Below are 15367 nucleotides of genomic sequence, written 5' to 3'. Positions count from 1 at the left end.
CGAGCTTGCACCACGTCAGCACGGGGCGGGGGACGGGAAGCATCGTCTGCTCCATAGGGCATTGGGGGCTCCTTAGAGGCGCAGCGACGCGACCGATATGGGAGTTATGAACTGTTACTTCAGGTATACACCCTGACCTGCGTCATTGGACCGTTCGGATAGCAAAACCTGCAGCCCTCGCATGATGTCCAGACGCGAAGTTGGCCGCCGCACTTCCACACTGCGCCTCGACCGCCGCAGGGGCATCCTGGCGGCATGGAGCACCGCGTAGTCGTGATGCCACCCGGGGATACCGGCGGCCGCGTGGTGCGCGTGGACAACGAGGTCCTCGGCACCGCGTACGGGATGGCCGACCTATTGGAGTTCCTGCGCCGTGCCGGCTTCGATGCCGACATGGCCGACGTCGTTGACCCCGAGCTGATCGAATGGCGCGGCGGCGGCCCCGACACCTGGTGAGTGCTACCCCTAGGCCGGAGCCGGTGCCAGGTTGAACTCACGGTGCGACCAGCCGGAGACGGCCTCGAAGTTCAGGCGCCACATTCGGGCGCCGCCCTCCGGGTCGCCGTCGTCGAGCACGATGTGCAGGTACTCCGGAGGGTCGGGGAGCTTCGAATGGGGCCGGACCTCCCTTCGCCGCGCGTTCTCTTCACGCTTCGCGAGAGCCATCGCGGCAAGTTGCCGGTACATGGTCGCGACGTTTGCGGCAGTGCCGGACTCGACTGTCTCCGCGACGTCTTCCCAGAAGGTGACTTCGTTCACGAGGCGGCCTTCCACGGTCTCTCCACCTATGGCAAAGAAACGACAATCGTGGCATTTTCGCCATCGTCGGCTATAGCGACGAGATCGGTGGGCATCTGGTCAGATGTCGTCATGCCGCCGACCCTAGCGGCAGCCCCCGACATACCCGGGCTGGTGATCGTTTGCATCTCGGCCGAGCTTTGGCCGAGCTACCGATCTTTGAGGCCGTGAAACGGGCTGCGGCCCCACCGGTCGAGACCGGTGGGGCCGCATTCACGCAGGACAGCGGTGGCGAGACCAACCGCCTGCGGGTAGGCCGTGTGGGACTCGAACCCACAACCAATGGATTAAAAGTCCACTGCTCTGCCAATTGAGCTAACGGCCCGCACCCCGCAGCATAGCCCGACGGCGGCCGTGGCTCCGAGCGCATTCGGCCCGTGCGGCGCGGCCGCCGCCGGCGAGGGGCGGGAACGGTCACCCGGGTGTGTCGGCCGGGGCGGGTGCGGGGACCTCGACGGAGGCGGGACCGCGGTCGCGCAGGAACCAGTGGCGGGCCGAGACGAACCACCACGTCGCGGCGAAGCCGAGGACCACCAGGACCGCGATCGGCGCGTAGTTGAAGGTGTCGACCGTGACCGGGCTGACTTGGGGCAGCATGAAGAGCACGGTGATGAAGACGACCCAGGACACGGCGATGACGCCGATCGGGCGGGACCAGCGGCCGAGATGCCAGGGGCCGCGCTCGAAGTCGTCGCCCTTGCCGAGGCGCAGGAAGGTCGGGATGACGTACGCGATGTAGAGGCCGATGACGGCGATGGAGGTCACGGCGGCGTACGCGGTCAGGTTGATCAGGTACGGCAGGCCGAGGACGAGCGCGCCGAGCGCGGCCAGCCAGACGGCGTTGGTGGGCGTCTTCGTGCGCGGGTTGATGCGGTGCCAGAGCGCGGAGAAGGGCAGCGCCCCGTCGCGCGAGAAGGCGTAGATCATGCGGCTGTTGGCGGTGACGGAGGCCATTCCGCAGAAGAGCTGGGCACCGATGACGACCAGCAGCAGGAGCTTGCCGCCGACGTCGCCGAGGCCGTCGATGAGGATCTGCGCCGGGGGGACGCCGGTCGGCGTGCCGAGGACCTCGTCGTACGACCGGATCGCGTACGTGAAGCCGAGCAGCAGCACGAAGCCGGCGATCCAGGAGATCCAGATGGAGCGGACGATGCCGCGCGGCCCGGCGGTGGCGGCCTCGTGGGTCTCCTCGGTCATGTGGGCCGAGGCGTCGTAGCCGGTGAAGGTGTACTGCGCCATCAGCAGGCCGAGCAGGACCACGTAGAAGCTGCTGCCCCAGCCGGTGTTGTTGACGAAGTGGGTGAAGACGAAGGACGTCGACTGGTGCCGGTCCGGGACGAAGGCGAGCGCGCCGACGATCAGGCCGACGCCGAGCACGTGCCACCAGACGCTGATGTCGTTGAGGAGAGCGACGATGCGGACGCCGAAGGTGTTGAGCAGTCCGTGCAGCACCAGGATCGCGGCGAACAGGAGGATCGTGTGGCCCGGGGTGCTGCCGAACCCGAACTGCAGGTCCAGATAGGCGTTGAGGAAGCTCGCGGCGCCGAAGTCGATGCCCGCCGTGACGGCGACCTGGCCGAGCACGTTGAACCAGCCCGCGAACCACGCCCAGGCGGCGGCGCTGCGCGGCGGGGCGAGCCGGTGGGCCCAGTAGTACAGACCGGCGGAGGTGGGGTACGAGGAGCAGATCTCGGCCATCGCCAGGCCGACGACCAGCGTCATCAGGCCCACGACCAGCCAGCCCCAGGTGATCACGGCGGGGCCGCCGGTGTTCATGCCGAACGCGTAGAGGGTCAGGCAGCCGGAGAGGACCGAGATGATGGTGAAGGAGACCGCGAAGTTGGAGAACGCGGACATCCGGCGGGCCAGCACCTGGGTGTAGCCGAGTTGGCGGAGGCGTTCCTCGTCGGTGACCGCGCCCGGGGGCCTGGCGGCCTCGTCCGGTCCTTTAGGAATTGTCATGCCCCCAGCGATTCCCCCGGCTGGGGCATGACATGCGCCATATCCTGTCCGGAAGTGGACGGAAACTCCCGTGACCGAGGTCACAGGGAAATCGGTGGCCGAACGGACACTCCGGTGGTGTGGAGACGACACGGCGTCCGGAGGGCTGAACGAACGCCGGGAGCCCGGCAGCGAAGTGCTGCCGGGCTCCCGGGTGTTCAGCTGTTCGGTCGTCCGGTCGTCCACCCGGACCCGAGGTCAGCCGTTGCGCTTCCAGCGCGGCTTGTCCGTACGGCGGTCGAAGCCGCTGCCGCCGGGGCGGTGGTCGTCACGACGGCCGTACGGGCGGCGGTCGTTGGCGTCACGGTCGCGGTTGAACGCCGGGCGGTCGTCGCGGCGGTCCCGGTTGAAGGGGCGGTCGCCACCGAAGTGCCGGTCGCGGGACTCGTGGGAGCGCGCCGGACGGTCGTCGCGGCGGTCGTACGAGCGCGCCGGGCGGTCGTCACGACGGTCGAAACCGCGGTCACGGTCGCGGTCGCGGTTGAACGAGGGACGCTCGTCACGGCGCTCACGGTTGAAGGACGGACGCTCGTCACGACGGTCCCGGTTGAACGACGGACGGTCGTCACGGCGCTCACGGTTGAAGGACGGACGCTCGTCACGACGGTCCCGGTTGAACGACGGACGGTCGTCACGGCGCTCGTACCCGCGGTCACCGCGGTCACCGCGCTCGCCGCGGTCGCGGTCGCGGTCACGGAACGACGGGCGGTCGTCACGGCGGCGCTCGTAGTTGCCCCGGTCGTCGCGGCGCTGGAAGGTGCGCTGCTCCGGCGCGGACGACTCCGCGGCGGGGGCGGGGACGGCCGCCGCGGCGGCGACCGCCTCGGCGGCCTCGGCCTGGGCGGCGGCCACGGCGGCCTCCGGGTCCTCGCCGCGCTCACGGGCGGCGCGGGCGGTGAGGCGGTCGGCCTCGTCGCGCAGCTCGGCGGCACGGCGCTGAGCGCGCTCCAGGGACTTGGTGAGGTCGGCGACCTCGCGCTCGGCCTGCTGGGCGGCGTTGCCGGCCGCGTCGGCCTGCACCTCGGTCAGCGACCGGGCCCCGGTGATCTTGGCCACGTCCTCGTCGAACGCCCCGGCCCCGCCGACGACGTGGCGTGAGGCGTCGACGCCCGCGTCCTCCATCAGGCGGAAGATCTGCTTGCGCTGGTGCGGCAGGGCGAGCGAGACGACCGTGCCGGACTGGCCGGCGCGGGCGGTACGGCCCGAGCGGTGCAGGTAGTCCTTGTGGTCGCCGGCCGGGTCCACGTTGAGGACGAGGTCGATACCGTCCACGTGGATGCCGCGGGCCGCGACGTCGGTGGCGACGAGGACGTTGACGTAACCGTCCTTGAAGTCCGCCAGCGTGCGGGTGCGGGCGCCCTGGGTCATGCCGCCGTGCAGGGCGTCGGCCTTGACGCCCGCGTCGCGCAGCTGCTCGGCGACGCGGTCGGCACCCATCTGGGTGCGGACGAAGATGATCGTGCGGCCCTTGCGCGCCGCGATGGCGGCGGTGACGGGCGCCTTGTCCTTGGGCTTCACGACCAGGACGTGGTGCGTCATCGTGGTGACCGCGCCCGCCGAGGGGTCGACCTCGTGCGTGATCGGGTCCTTGAGGTACCGCTTGACCAGCGTGTCGATCTCGTTCTCCAGCGTGGCGGAGAACAGCAGCCGCTGGCCGCCCTGCGGGACCAGGTCGAGGATCTCGGTGACCTCGGGCAGGAAGCCCATGTCCGCCATCTGGTCGGCCTCGTCGAGGACGGCGATCTGCACCTGGTCCAGCGCGCAGGCGCCGCGCTCGATCAGGTCGCGCAGCCGGCCCGGGGTGGCGACGAGGATGTCGACACCGCGCTCCAGGGCGTAGATCTGGTTCTGCATGGAGGTGCCGCCGCAGACGACCTTCATCTTCAGGCCGAGCACGTCACCGTACGGCTGCAGCGCGTCCGCGACCTGCATCGCCAGCTCGCGGGTCGGGGTGAGGATCACACCGCGCGGGTGCTTCCGCTCGGTGCGGCCCTCGGCCAGGGAGGTGAGCAGCGGCAGACCGAAGGAGAGGGTCTTGCCGGAGCCGGTGCGGCCACGGCCGAGGATGTCGCTGCCGGCCAGGGCGTCGGGGATCGTCGCCGCCTGGATCGGGAAGGGGGTGGTGACCCCGTTCTGCGCCAGCTTGCGGACGATCGACTCGGGCAGCCCGAGGTCGCCGAAGGTCACGGTGGGGGTCTCGGGAGCGGTGGGCTCCTCGGTGACGGCCTCGTCGGTGAGGGCCTCGTCGGTGAGGGCCTCGTCGGTGACGGCCTCGTCGGCGCCGTCGGTGTCGATGGGCATGGCGGAACGGTCGGCAGTGTCAATAGACATGCTGAAGCTAAAACCTCTCGGAGATTTCGGCACGCGCCAGCTCCGGAGGTTGCTTACAACCGCCTCGATGCGGTCAGCCACAGGAGAAAAGGAACGCGCCAACGCGGCGCGCTTCGGTTCGGCGCCGGGCAGTGGGATCAAACGATCTGCCAGCATACGCATACGAGACCGCTTTGGCCAATTCGGTCCACTCGGTCCCTCATGCTCCCCGCTCTCCCGCTCCTCATCGTCCTCACGCGGCACCGTTCACCGAGGGCGCGCTGGACGGGGACGGCTCGGGCGAGCCGTCCCCGGACGGCGGCGGGGAGCTGTCGCCGGGCGAGGACGTCGCCGACGGCCGGTCCGACGGGGGCGAGGACTGCGAGGGCCGCCCCGAGGACGATGGACGCCCCGAGGGCTTGGCACTGTGGGAGCGGCCCGGGCCCTGGGTCGGCCCCGGCACCGACTCCTGCGCCGACACCGAGGGCGAACCGGCCCCGGGCGCGAAGGCCCCGGGCCGCCCCTCCACCCCGCCCGAGCCGCCGCCGGGCATGACCATTCCGCCGTCCTGCCAGGTGCCGCCGGCGCCCCCGGCCTCCCCGGCGACACCGGAGGAGACACCCTTCGGCTGGGCGTCGTCGTCCGCGCCGCCCACGCTCACGCAGCCGGTCACGGAGCCCAGGGCGAACACGGGCAGGAGCAGCACGGCCGCCGTTCGCGCGCGGGCGGTGGCAGGGGTCACGGGGGCACCTCTGATGGATATGGCGGGACGGGTGGGGCCGGTGGGTCCCACGGGTCCGGCGGACGGCCGTCGCGGGATCGGGTTCCGCGCTGCCCAACGGACACGCGGCCCTCGGGGACACGCCCGTACGGGCGGGAGCACGGCCGGACGGCGGCCCGCCCGCCCCGGCGGGCGCACCCGAACGGCTTCCGCCCCGCGACCCCTTGGCGCGTCCCCGGCACCGGAATCCGCGCCGGACGCTGCCCGAACGGCCGTCCGTCCCGGACAATGGCGGTGTGCTGGAGATGTCACGCGAAGCGTTCGAGGAACTGGTCAGCGACGCGCTGGACCGGATCCCGCCCGAGCTGGCCCGCGTCATGGACAACGTGGCGGTCTTCGTCGAGGACGAACCCGACCCCGCCGATCCGGAACTGCTGGGCCTGTACGAGGGGACGCCGCTGACCGAGCGCGGGGAGTGGTACGCGGGCGTCCTGCCGGACCGGATCACGATCTACCGGGGCCCGACCCTGCGCATGTGCGGCACCAAGGAGGAGATCGTGGAGGAGGTCGCCACGACCGTCGTCCACGAGGTGGCACACCACTTCGGCATCGAGGACGAGCGCCTGCACGAACTCGGCTGGGGGTGAGCCCCGGTCACCCCCGCGGGCCCGCGGGGGACTCCGTCCGGCGGCGCATGCCTCGCGACGGCCCGGGGCATACGTCGGCAATGGTCCGTGTTCGATCCCGTGTGCCTCGTATCCGTGACCTGTGGCGGCGCCGAACCGCCGCACCACCCGCCCCGTCGCTCACCGCCTCCCCGGCCCACCCGTACCTGGGCGCCCTCGGGCTGCTCGCGGTGACGCTGGTGGGCGGCTGGCTCGGCCTGGTGGTGCTGGGCAGCATCGAGGAACCCGTCGGCCCGATGAACACCCGGATGTCGCTGCACCCGTCCTGGACCGGGGACACCGAGGTCAACGTCTCTCCGCTGGGCGCCCTCCGGCTGGACAGCCACGACGGCCCGCTCCGCCTGGTCGTGGACGTCGACACGCTCGACCCCGAACGGGCCCGGACCCTCGTACGGCACCCCGAGCGGATCAGCGGACTGCAGAGCGAGGTCACCGCCGACGTGCAGCACAGCACGGCCGAACTCGCCCTGCGGTCCTCGGTCGCCGCGCTGACCGGCGCCACCGCCCTCGGCCTCGCCGTCTACCGCAGGCCCCGCCGCGCTCTGGCCGCGGGCGGGCTGTCCCTCGCGGTGCTGGTGGCCTGCGCGGGCACCGCGTACGGCACCTGGAACCCGCGCAGCGTCCTGGAGCCCCGGTTCTCCGGGCTGCTGAGCAGCGCCCCCTCGGTCGTCGGCAACGCGCGCAGCATCGTCAGCGACTTCGACATCTACCAGCAGGAACTCGCCCGCCTGGTGACGAACATGACCCGGCTGTACGACGCGACGTCCACGCTGCCGGCCTACAACCCCGACCCGACCACGCTGCGGGTGCTGCACGTCTCGGACATCCACCTCAACCCCGTGGCCTGGCAGATCATCGAGTCCGTCGTCACCGAGTACAAGATCGACGTGATCATCGACACCGGCGACCTGATGGACCACGGCACCGCCGCCGAGAACGGCTTCACCTCCGCCATCCCCGACCTCGGCGCGCCCTACGTCTTCGTCCGCGGGAACCACGACTCCATGGACAGCCAGCGCGCGGTCGCGGGCCGCGCCAACGCGCACGTGGTCGACGACGGCCGGTCGGTGGTCGTCAAGGGGCTGCGCATCGCCGGCATCGGCGACCCGCAGTTCACCCCGGACCGTTCGGTCGAGGCGGCCGGCGACCCGTCGGAACGGGTGGCCGGGCAGAAACTCGCCGAGGCGGTCCGGCGGCAGAACGCCTCGGGCGCCAAGGTCGACATCGCCGTCGCCCACAACCCCATCGCCGCCGCCCAGACGGACGGCATCGTCCCCCTGATCCTCGCCGGGCACACCCACACGCGGAACGTCGGCGTCCTCGAGAACGGCAGCCGGCTGATGGTGCAGGGCACGACCGGCGGCGGCGGACTGCGCGCCGTCGAGGGCGACACCCCCCAGAAGGTGGAGGCCTCCGTGCTCTACCTGGACCAGGACACCCACGCGCTCCAGGCCTGGGACGAGATCACCCTCGGCGGGCTCGGACTGTCCACCGCCGAGGTCTCCCGCCACCTCCCGGAGGAGGTGGAGCCGGGCCGCGCCCCGTCCCCCTCGCCGCCCTTCGCCTCCCCTTCCGGGAGTCCCCTCGTCACGCCCTCCACGACCGCGACGAGCAGCCCGTAAACCGTTTTGGCGATCCCCCCTGGCATCCCATATGCTGCTGACGCGTCCGATGGCCGAAGATCCGCCGGCGGACCGTTCAGCCCTCATCGTCTAGTGGCCCAGGACGCCGCCCTTTCAAGGCGGTAGCACGGGTTCGAATCCCGTTGGGGGCACATACGTCTGCGTCGTCCCGCAGGCCATGCGCGTTGGCAGTGCAGCCGGTTCACCGGCGGCGCTGCCTTCTGTGTTTTCCGGGCCCGCACCGGTGCCGTCCGCCGCAGGCCCGCAGGTCACACGTGCGTCGCACCACCCTGGGTCTGATACGCTGGTCCAGCGAGATCGGCCCGCCAGTGCGTGTCCGACCGGTCACCGAGAATCATCGACCGGGAGCCAGGCATACGGCGATCCGTCCCTCGCACAGCGCGGCGGAATCCCGTTGGGAGCACGCACGAACGTGTGGGAGACTGTCTCTCGCGCAGAGCGCAAAGCAAGGTCCTGTGGAGCAGTTTGGAGTGCTCGCCACCCTGTCAAGGTGGAGGCCGCGGGTTCAAATCCCGTCAGGACCGCGCTGGCTGGGTAGCTCAGTTGGTACGAGCGATCGCCTGAAAAGCGATAGGTCGCCGGTTCGACCCCGGCCCCAGCCACCAGCAACCCCCGTCGAGATCCTCGGCGGGGGTTTCGCGTTGCCCGCACGGTGGGCGCCGTCGCCCTCGTGGTGGCGGCCGACCGGGTGCCCGCCGGCCCGGCGGCAACTGACGTCACGCGGCGCCGAGTCGCGCCGCGGCACCGGTGCCGTGACCGGACCCCACCGGCACCGCCGCACCCCGGCCGCCCGGGCCCGCGGGGCGGGAACGCACGGGCGTAATGCGTTCGCCCGTGGGGCGCGGCGGATGCGATGCTGGAACGCGTATGTCTACGCAGCCCCCCTCCCCCGCATTCGGCGAGCTCGGCGCACGACTGGCCGAGCTCTCCCTGCGCGACGCGCACCGCCTCGGCCGTCGCCTGGACGGCGCACGCCGCATCCGCAAGCCCGAGGCCCGCTCGGCCGTGCTGACCGAGATCGGGGCGGAGATCGACAAGGCCGCGCTGAAGGTCGAGGCGCGGCGCACCGCCATACCCGCGATCAGCTATCCGGAGCAGTTGCCGGTCAGCCGGAAGAAGGACGAGATCCTCGCGGCGATCCGCGACCACCAGGTCGTGATCGTCGCCGGCGAGACCGGTTCCGGGAAGACCACGCAGATTCCCAAGATCTGCCTGGAGCTGGGCCGCGGCGTCCGCGGCCTGATCGGCCACACCCAGCCCCGCCGGATCGCCGCCCGCACGGTGGCCGAGCGCGTGGCGGAGGAGCTGCACACCCCGCTGGGCGAGGCGGTGGGCTGGAAGGTCCGCTTCACCGACCAGGTCGGCGACAACACGCTGGTCAAGCTGATGACCGACGGCATCATGCTGGCCGAGATCCAGACCGACCGCGAGTTGCAGCAGTACGACACGATCATCATCGACGAGGCGCACGAGCGCAGCCTCAACATCGACTTCATCCTGGGCTACCTCGCCCAGCTGCTGCCCCGCCGCCCCGACCTCAAGGTCGTGATCACCTCCGCCACCATCGACCCGGAGCGCTTCTCCCGGCACTTCGGCGACGCCCCGATCGTCGAGGTCAGCGGGCGTACGTATCCGGTCGAGGTGCGCTACCGCCCGCTGCTGGCGGAAGGAGACGGGGACGCCGACGACATCGACCGCGACCAGATCACCGCGATCTGCGACGCGGTGGACGAGCTCCAGGCCGAGGGCCCGGGCGACATCCTGGTCTTCCTCTCCGGTGAGCGGGAGATCCGCGACACCGCCGACGCCCTGAACAAGAGGCAGCTGCGCCTCACCGAGGTCCTGCCGCTGTACGCGCGGCTGTCCTCCGCCGAGCAGCACCGGGTCTTCCAGCGCGGCACGGGCCGCCGCATCGTGCTGGCCACCAATGTCGCGGAGACCTCGCTCACCGTCCCGGGCATCCGCTACGTGATCGACACGGGGATGGCCCGCATCTCCCGCTACAGCCACCGCACCAAGGTGCAGCGGCTGCCGATCGAGCCGATCAGCCAGGCCAGCGCCAACCAGCGCAAGGGCCGCTGCGGCCGGCTCGCGGACGGCATCTGCGTGCGGCTGTACTCCGAGGACGACTTCCTGTCCCGCCCGGAGTTCACCGACGCCGAGATCCTCCGCACCAACCTGGCCTCGGTCATCCTGCAGATGACCGCGGCCGGGCTGGGCGACATCTCGCGCTTCCCCTTCATCGACCCGCCGGACGCCCGGAACATCAAGGACGGCGTGCAGCTGCTCCAGGAGCTTGGCGCCCTCGACGGGCAGAAGCTCACCCAGACCGGCCGCAAGCTCTCCCAGCTGCCGGTGGACCCGCGGCTGGCCCGCATGGTGCTGGAGGCGGAGCGCAACGGCGTCGTACGCGAGGTCATGGTGATCGCGGCCGCGCTGTCGATCCAGGACCCGCGCGAACGCCCCCAGGACAAGCAGCAGCAGGCGGACGAGAAGCACCGTCGCTTCGCCGACGAGACCAGCGACTTCATGGCGCTGCTCAATCTGTGGCGCTACGTCCGCGACCAGCAGAAGGCGCTGTCCTCCTCGGCCTTCCGCCGGATGTGCCGCACGGAGTATCTGAACTACCTGCGCATCCGCGAGTGGCAGGACATCTACAGCCAGCTGCGCACGGTCGCCAAGACGATGGGCATCCACCTCGCCGAGGGCGACCACGAGGTCAACGCCCAGCACGTCCACCAGTCGCTGCTGGCGGGCCTGCTGTCGCACGTCGGGCTGAAGGACACCGACAGCAAGAACGAGTACCTGGGCGCCCGCAGCGCCAAGTTCGCCGTCTTCCCCGGCTCGTCGCTCTTCAAGAAGCCGCCGCGGTGGATCATGTCCGCCGAGCTGGTGGAGACCTCACGGCTGTGGGCGCGGGTCAACTCCCGCATCGAGCCCGAGTGGATCGAGCCGCTCGCCCAGCACCTGGTGAAGCGCTCCTACAGCGAGCCGCACTGGGAGAAGGACCAGGCGGCGGTCGTGGCGCTGGAGAAGGTGACGCTGTACGGCGTGCCGATCGTCGCCGACCGCAAGGTCAACTACGGGAAGATCGACCCGGAGACCAGCCGCGAGCTGTTCATCCGCAACGCGCTCGTCGAGGGCGACTGGCGCACCCACCACCAGTTCTTCCACGACAACCGGAAGCTGCTGGCCGAGGTGGAGGAGCTGGAGCACCGGGCGCGCCGCCGCGACATCCTCGTCGACGACGAGACGCTCTTCGACTTCTACGACCGCCTGGTCCCCGAACACGTGGTGTCGGGCGCGCACTTCGACTCGTGGTGGAAGCACAAGCGCCGCGACGAGCCGGAGCTGCTCAACTTCGAGCAGTCCATGCTGATCAACGAGAACGCCGAGGCCGTCACCAAGGACGACTACCCCGACTCGTGGCGCCAGGGGAAGCTCAAGCTCCGCGTGACGTACCAGTTCGAGCCGGGCGCGGACGCGGACGGCGTGACCGTCCACATCCCGCTGCAGGTGCTCAACCAGGTGACCCCGGACGGCTTCGACTGGCAGATCCCGGGCCTGCGCGAGGACGTGGTCACCGAGCTGATCCGCTCGCTGCCCAAGGCGATCCGCCGCCACTACGTGCCGGCGCCGAACTACGCGAAGGCATTCCTGGACCGGGTCGTGCCCGTGCAGGATCCCCTTCCCGAGACGCTCGCCCGCGAACTGCAGCGGATGGTGGGCGTGCCCGTCACCGCCGAGGACTTCGACCTCGCCAAGGTCCCGGACCATCTGAAGATCACCTTCCGGGTGACCGACGAGCGCCGGCGCAAGCTCGCCGAGGACAAGGACCTGGAGGCGCTGAAGCTGCAGCTGCGGCCGAAGACCAAGGCCGCGATCAGCAAGGCCTTCGACGCCGCGGGGTCCATCGGCATCGAGCGCCGCACGGGGCTGAAGCAGTGGACGGTGGGCACCCTGCCGCGCACCTTCGAGACGCGGCGGTCCGGGCAGCCGGTCAAGGCGTACCCGGCGCTGGTCGACGAAGGCGAGAGCGTGGGCGTGCAGCTCTTCGACACCGAGGCCGAGCAGGCCGCGGCGATGTGGCGCGGCACCCGCCGGCTGATCCTGCTGAACGTGCCCGCGAACCCGGCGAAGTTCGCCGCGGACCGGCTGTCCAACCAGGACAAGCTCGCGCTGTCGCGCAGCCCGCACGGCTCGGTGAACGCCCTCTTCGACGACTGCGTCACCGCGGCCGCCGACCGGCTCATGGCCGAGCACGGCGGCACCGCCTGGGACGAGGAGTCCTTCCGCAAGCTGTACGACTCGGTGCGCGCCGACCTCGTCGAGCTGACCGTCAGGACGGTCGCCCAGGTGCGCCAGGTGCTGGCCGCCTGGCAGGCCTGTGAGCGCCGTCTGAAGGCCACCCAGAGCCTCGCCCTGGTGGCGAACCTGGCGGACGTCAAGGAGCAGCTGGAGGCCCTCGTGGGGCCCGGTTTCGTGACGTCCACGGGGGTGCGCCGGCTGCCGGACCTGCTCCGCTACCTGGTGGCCGTCGACCGGCGGCTGCAGCAGATGCCCACGGGCGTCCAGCGGGACACCACGCGCATGGAGAAGGTCCGGGAGATCCAGACCGAGTACGCCGAGCTGCTGGCCGCCCAGCCGGCAGGGCGGCCGCTCCCCGAACGGGTGCGCGAGATCCGCTGGATGGTCGAGGAACTGCGGGTCAGCTACTTCGCGCACGCCCTCGGCACGGCGTTCCCGGTATCGGACAAACGCATCTTCAAGGCCCTCGACGAAGCCTGGGGCTGATCGGGTTCGCAATCACCCTCTGACCTGCTGTACAGTCTTCCTCGCGGCCAAGGAACGACGGCCGCGAAACCTGGTCCTGTGGAGCAGTTTGGAGTGCTCGCCACCCTGTCAAGGTGGAGGCCGCGGGTTCAAATCCCGTCAGGACCGCAGCAAATGCAAGGCCCGCGTCCAGCGAAGGACGCGGGCCTTCTTGCTGTGCGCGCGGCGGCCGCCGTGGCCGCGATGCGGTTGCGGAGGGGACCGGTCCCCTGGTTCCGTCCGTTCACGCGTGGTACCCCTGGCACATGAGCGCGACGCCGAGGGACCGGGCCCGATGCCCCGGGACGTGACGCGGGCACTGCTGCGCGCGCACCTGGCGGCCGCGGCGGGCGGCGGGCGCCGGCACCTCACCCGGCACTGCCCGGTGTGCCACCGGCTGATGCGGCCGGCGCTGCGGCGCGCGGCCGTCCCACTACCGCAGGAGAGCGGAGAGGAACAGGACTCCGGCGTGTGACGGGAGTCACGCGAAAAGTTCTGACTCTGAGGGAACTTGGGGCCTCCTGTGGGACCGTCAATTTAATATGTGCAATTGCACTCATGACAGAGGGCCCAGTCCTCACAACACGGACACACCACACGCACAAAAAAGATCGCACCGGAGCCGGCGGACTCCGATGCGATCAACGTTCCTACGGGCTTCCCTGATGGGGGCAGGGACCCTTCGGATCGGACGTCGTGGCGGGTTGGGGGCCCCGCGCGGACGTCCGTTTGTTCAGGTCAGGCCTCGCTGCGCTGCTGCGGAATGCCCGCGAGCAGTGCACGGACCTCCGCCTCGCGGTAGCGGCGGTGCCCGCCGAGCGTGCGGATGGACGTGAGCTTGCCAGCCTTGGCCCAGCGCGTGACCGTCTTCGGGTCCACGCGGAACATCGTGGCGACCTCAGCGGGGGTCAGCAGCGGCTCGGCATCAGGGGTGCGAGCGGTCATGAGCGGCCTCCTCGAGAGAACCGAACCAACACGGTTCTTTCCTCTAAATTCTGCACCTTGACCCGCGTTGCCCGAAATGGCGGACGCGGGCCGAGTCGGTAATAGGACGAACGGCTTGTCCTTGGCACTACAACTACACCATCTGTCCAGCCGTGTCGGCCAAACCGATGGATTTGCCCTCTGAGGTGTCTAAGCTCGACGGAAGCCGATGGACCGGGCCATAACGGACAGTCACACCTGGGTGACGATCAGTCACAGCCAACCCACGAGCCACAGCCCCACCTCAAGGGGATGCAATACCGGACATTCCACTCAGAGCGAGCGGAAAGAGGTCCTTCCGGACCCGATGTCCCATATTGTCATGGGGGGTGGGGATGAGGGCAAGACCCCTAAACGTGCTTTAGGTCACGCTTAGGCCAAAGGTACCGGTCGGCCGGACTCAGGACCAAAGTCCCGCCGCCCACCCGCCGGCTCCCGACGGTCCCTCAACTCGCGTACTGGAGCTCCCGGACGGCCCGCCACCGGTCGGTGAGCCGCTCGTACGCCTCGCCGGCCCGGGTGCCGTCCTCGTCCCGCAGCGCCGCCAACGCGTCCGCCACGTCGGCGGCGGACCGGTCCCCCGCGAGGGAGTCCGGTGCGATGGCGTGGACGAGCCCCCCGTAGTCGAGTTCGACCAGGGAACGCGGGTGGAACTCCTCGAGCCAACGCCCTACATCTACCAGGCCGTCGATCAAAGGTCCCTCTTCGAGTGAATCCTTGAGCACCCGCAGCGCCCGAGCCGTCCGCCGGCGCGCCTGCACCATCGGCGTCCGGTAACGCATCACCGGCTGCTTGGACTCGCCCGCGCCCGCGGGTTCGTACTCCCGCTCGGAGTCGTCGAACAGCGCGAACCAGCGCACCGGGACGTGCCACGTCGCCCCGCGGATCCAGGGCCGGGCGTCGGCGTTCTCGGGCTTCTCCGCCCGCCACGCCGCGAAGTCGGCCTCCGCCTGCTCGCGCGTGGCCCTGGGCAGCACCGCGTCCACCACGGGGACGGGGAACTCCTCGACCAGTTCGGACAGGGCGAGCCAGCCGCGCAACCGGGTGCGCCAGGGGCATACGTGGGTCACGCCGTCCACGACGGCGACGAAGGCCTCCCCGCTCTCCCGGACCGGGACGGAGAGGGGCGGGACGGAGAGCAGACCGGCCAGCGACTGGCGCAGTTCGTCCTGTGCGGTCCGCTGCACGCCCTGGGCGGCGTACCGGTACCAGTAGCCGCGGTCGGGCTCCGGGAAGGCCGCCAGCGGCTCGTACACCCGCAGATACGCCGCGTACGGGACCAGCACCGATGACAAGCCCACACCCGCTCCCTCGTGACGGCTTCCGCGCCCTGGCATCGTCCCACGTCGCTTCCGGCACGGGGAGTGATCCACGACACTGGGAAGATGTTCAGGGCCGGGTGGTTCTAGTCT

General features: G+C 70.5%; 11 protein-coding genes and 5 tRNA genes. 9 read left to right on the top strand and 7 right to left on the bottom strand.

Translation table 11 applies throughout. The features are described from left to right. Positions 1-255: 255 nt before the first annotated feature. Entirely contained in the window at positions 256-456 is a 201-nt protein-coding gene (locus B085_RS0109905; RefSeq protein ID WP_037731524.1) for a hypothetical protein, read from the top strand. A gap of 9 nt (positions 457-465) precedes the next feature. Here the strand turns inward: B085_RS0109905 and B085_RS0109900 are convergent, their stop codons facing one another. The 5 genes from B085_RS0109900 to B085_RS45540 form a co-directional block, all read right to left on the bottom strand. Beyond that, a complete protein-coding gene (locus B085_RS0109900) occupies positions 466-759 on the bottom strand; it encodes a hypothetical protein (protein WP_158689704.1) in 294 nt (97 codons plus the stop codon). Positions 760-1050: 291 nt separating this feature from the next. Then, positions 1051-1123, bottom strand: a tRNA-Lys gene (locus B085_RS0109895). A gap of 89 nt (positions 1124-1212) precedes the next feature. Then, positions 1213-2760, bottom strand: a complete 1548-nt coding sequence (locus tag B085_RS0109890) for an amino acid permease (RefSeq protein ID WP_026250866.1) — start codon at positions 2758-2760, stop codon at positions 1213-1215. A gap of 237 nt (positions 2761-2997) precedes the next feature. Continuing rightward, complete coding sequence (locus B085_RS0109885) at positions 2998-5130, bottom strand: DEAD/DEAH box helicase (RefSeq protein ID WP_026250865.1); 2133 nt, start codon at positions 5128-5130, stop codon at positions 2998-3000. Between the two features lie 232 nt (positions 5131-5362). Next, positions 5363-5851 carry a hypothetical protein gene (locus B085_RS45540; RefSeq protein ID WP_018558409.1) on the bottom strand — a complete coding sequence of 163 codons (489 nt, stop codon included), beginning with the start codon at positions 5849-5851 and terminating at the stop codon, positions 5363-5365. Between the two features lie 275 nt (positions 5852-6126). Between B085_RS45540 and B085_RS0109875 the strand changes: the two genes are divergently transcribed. The 8 genes from B085_RS0109875 to B085_RS0109840 all read left to right on the top strand — a co-directional run bounded on the left by B085_RS0109875 (position 6127) and on the right by B085_RS0109840 (position 13446). Next, entirely contained in the window at positions 6127-6477 is a 351-nt protein-coding gene (locus B085_RS0109875) for a metallopeptidase family protein (protein ID WP_018558408.1), read from the top strand. Positions 6478-6557: 80 nt separating this feature from the next. Further along, complete coding sequence (locus tag B085_RS0109870) at positions 6558-8138, top strand: metallophosphoesterase family protein (RefSeq protein WP_037731523.1); 1581 nt, start codon at positions 6558-6560, stop codon at positions 8136-8138. 79 nt (positions 8139-8217) lie between these two features. Continuing rightward, positions 8218-8290: transfer RNA gene (locus B085_RS0109865), tRNA-Glu, on the top strand. Positions 8291-8608: 318 nt separating this feature from the next. Then, positions 8609-8683, top strand: a tRNA-Asp gene (locus tag B085_RS0109860). A 4-nt stretch (positions 8684-8687) separates the two neighbouring features. Further along, a tRNA-Phe gene (locus tag B085_RS0109855) sits at positions 8688-8764 on the top strand. A 262-nt stretch (positions 8765-9026) separates the two neighbouring features. After that, entirely contained in the window at positions 9027-12953 is a 3927-nt protein-coding gene (gene hrpA / locus B085_RS0109850) for an ATP-dependent RNA helicase HrpA (RefSeq protein WP_018558406.1), read from the top strand. A 72-nt stretch (positions 12954-13025) separates the two neighbouring features. Continuing rightward, positions 13026-13100, top strand: a tRNA-Asp gene (locus B085_RS0109845). A 166-nt stretch (positions 13101-13266) separates the two neighbouring features. Next, complete coding sequence (locus B085_RS0109840; protein ID WP_018558405.1) at positions 13267-13446, top strand: DUF6274 family protein; 180 nt, start codon at positions 13267-13269, stop codon at positions 13444-13446. A 263-nt stretch (positions 13447-13709) separates the two neighbouring features. Here B085_RS0109840 and bldC read toward each other — a convergent pair whose 3' ends face one another. Beyond that, positions 13710-13916 carry a developmental transcriptional regulator BldC gene (bldC, locus tag B085_RS0109835; protein ID WP_003949541.1) on the bottom strand — a complete coding sequence of 69 codons (207 nt, stop codon included), beginning with the start codon at positions 13914-13916 and terminating at the stop codon, positions 13710-13712. 485 nt (positions 13917-14401) lie between these two features. Beyond that, complete coding sequence (locus B085_RS0109830) at positions 14402-15292, bottom strand: hypothetical protein (RefSeq protein ID WP_051102021.1); 891 nt, start codon at positions 15290-15292, stop codon at positions 14402-14404. Positions 15293-15367 lie beyond the last annotated feature (75 nt).

The sequence above is a fragment of the Streptomyces sp. BoleA5 genome (assembly GCF_000373665.1).
Taxonomy (GTDB): Bacteria; Actinomycetota; Actinomycetes; order Streptomycetales; family Streptomycetaceae; genus Actinacidiphila.
This window is presented reverse-complemented; position numbering and strand designations above follow the sequence as displayed.